Raw genomic sequence first — 2,519 nt, forward strand, 5'->3', positions numbered from 1 at the left:
CATCTGGAGAACGGGAATGGGCAGCGTACGGAAGTCCATAACTTTAATTCACTTTCCGGCCTTATTCAGGCTAATCTTAAGTTCAACTTATATATAAGAAAACCAACGGTACAGTTTAATAAATTTTTTACGTTAGTGCGATCGTTCCCTCCCGGTAGCTCACACCTAAATGTTCAAAAGGAAAGCGCTGAGTTCCATTTAACCGGCTGTCATCCGCAATGACAAGCTGCTCCTTACGGAGCAGTATGGCAGTGTCTCCGTTGGATTCCAGCAGACAATCGCCCTCATGCCTCTGCATCACTGCTCCAATAAATCTCATGAGCTCATTTAATCGGCCTTCGACGCCGTCATACAGGTCAAACCACATTTGCACATCCAGGCTCATCCGATAATCTTCACTCCGGAACTTCACCCCGTCTCCGCCTTCTGTTACCGTTAAATGATACACATCCGTTGTCAGCTCAAGCTCATCTGCTGAGTCTGCGTTGAGCTCTGCCCCCTCAAGCAGATCAACCACCATCCGCTTTACGTCATGAAAAGGGCAATTGGCTGCCAAAAAGAATAAATAGAACATGTCATCCTCCTGGTCAGGCTATGCAATAATCTCCCTATTTTTGAATCTATAGTTACCTGTATATTAGATTTCTTTTCAATAGTAATTTTATTGCATTTATGCTAGATCAGCATTTCCGCATAGAGTACGCCTGCTAATAACCTCCCTTTTTCTTCATTCTCTATCTGCAGCATCGAATCTGAGAAGTAAGTGTCCCCCCATTTAATAATAACTGCGGTACACTGAGCCACGAGTTTATTAAGGGAGAGTTTGGCATCAACACATTTTCTGGCTGAGGATTTCAGTTCTTCAAGGGACTGTGAGAGCTCTTCTTCGGAACAGAGTAAATCGTACATTCTCCTTGAATAATAGTAGTATTTCTGCCTTCCTTTTGCTATGAAAGGACTGGCCATATCCTTCTCTACTGCTGCAGCCAGACTGGAGATACTCCCGCTTAATTCAATGATTTTGTTGCCTATGGATTGCACAATTTCGTCAGAGATTTCATATTCAGAATAGACCACAATTTTAAATCCGAGGCTCAGCACTTCTAATCTGTCATCGGGAAATTCAACCGGTGCGATCCATAGGGCTACTACAACATCACCTCCCTTTGCCCGATTATCGGTGCATTTGATATACAGGCCGATTTTTTCGTTATACCGCTTTACAAATACACAGTAGCTATCTTTAGAAATCAATGAAGATGTAAACTTGTATCCAATTTTGGCAACGGCCAAGCCAAGAGTTTCTTTCATAGATTCAGCAAAGGTTGTGCCCATAATTATCCTCCAGCCTTCTAAAATGGTTTATCCGGACCATAGGTCCAAGGTATGCCCGCACCGGTCAATTTATCCAGCAGCGGCTTCATTTCAGGCGCCGTTGTCGGGTTATGTTCAAAATGCCAATGCGGTTTTGCTTCCTCTCTCTTTAAAAGGATAATATCCTTATCCATCTGCCGCTCCATTCGGGTCAGCTCGGATGGGGTTCGCGGCCCTTTCTTAAAATTATCAGATTTATACTCTATGTCCTTCCCTTGATAGTATGAATCATAATGCCTTCCTGTTTGATGAAAATCTCTGCCTTTCACATTCCCGAACAATTCTGAAACTCTTTTATCATGCCACTCGGTTATATACTGCCATCTAGTCTTCTTCGGACCTTCACTACCATTCCCCGTCTCCTTAGTGGATACAGGTTCAGATTTGGCCTTTATTTCAGCATCTCTTTTTGTAGCGCCGTGATGAGCTGGGTCCCCGGTTATTTTAGAATCCTGGATAGATTCAGCAATCTCGCTGCCCGCGCTGCCTGGCGGCTTCTTCCCGCGCTTCGTCAGATCCTCAGGGTCCTGGTCGAATTCCGCAATTAAGATCTCAGGATTAACTATTCCGTACAGCCGGATCCGTCTGCCCTTGCGTTCCAGCTTAAACCGCTTGAACTTGAACCTGTTCAGGATCTTGCCGAGCAGACCCTTGAGCTTCATGACCCCCTTCGTGAATCCCTTTTGCAGACTCTTGATCACAACTTTACCATTGCGGATGATCATACTGCCTGACTTGGAAGCGAGGGTGGCCCCGGATTTCAGCAGGCTCTTGACGCTGCGTACGCCTGCGCTTGCCGCGTTCTTGGCACCCTTGGCCGCCGCGGTGGCTCCTTTCTTCACCGCTGCGCCGGCTTTCTTCAGGCCTTTGCCCAGGCCCTTGAAGCCCAGCTCCATCGCCAGTTCGACCAGCCCCATCGCCATCGCTGTCGCCAGTGCGATCGAAGCGGGCTCGACCAGCTTCTGCCAGCCCTTGCTCAGATATTGGCCGATATAGCCCGCCGCATCCGCCAGGGTCTGGGCCACAGCCACTACAGCCGATGCGTTCAACGCCGTCATCAGGAACTGCATCAATACCGGAAGGAATGCGGTGATGGCCCCGCCGGTGACAATCTCCAGCACAACCACCGCAGCCAGTGTGCCGAC

At 47.8% G+C, this 2,519-nt stretch carries 2 protein-coding genes and 1 pseudogene; all 3 read right to left on the reverse strand.

What is annotated here, in order from left to right:
• Positions 1-127 precede the first annotated feature (127 nt).
• Complete coding sequence (locus F1379_RS29410; protein WP_150276037.1) at positions 128-574, reverse strand: SitI3 family protein; 447 nt, start codon at positions 572-574, stop codon at positions 128-130.
• A gap of 101 nt (positions 575-675) precedes the next feature.
• Positions 676-1,335: a hypothetical protein gene (locus tag F1379_RS29415; protein WP_150276038.1), complete on the reverse strand. Its 660-nt coding sequence runs from the start codon at positions 1,333-1,335 to the stop codon at positions 676-678.
• A 17-nt stretch (positions 1,336-1,352) separates the two neighbouring features.
• Positions 1,353-2,519: pseudogene (locus F1379_RS30130) on the reverse strand (HNH endonuclease); the annotation flags it as partial.

Source organism: Paenibacillus tepidiphilus, from assembly GCF_008635795.1.
GTDB lineage: Bacteria > Bacillota > Bacilli > Paenibacillales > Paenibacillaceae > Paenibacillus_AQ > Paenibacillus_AQ tepidiphilus.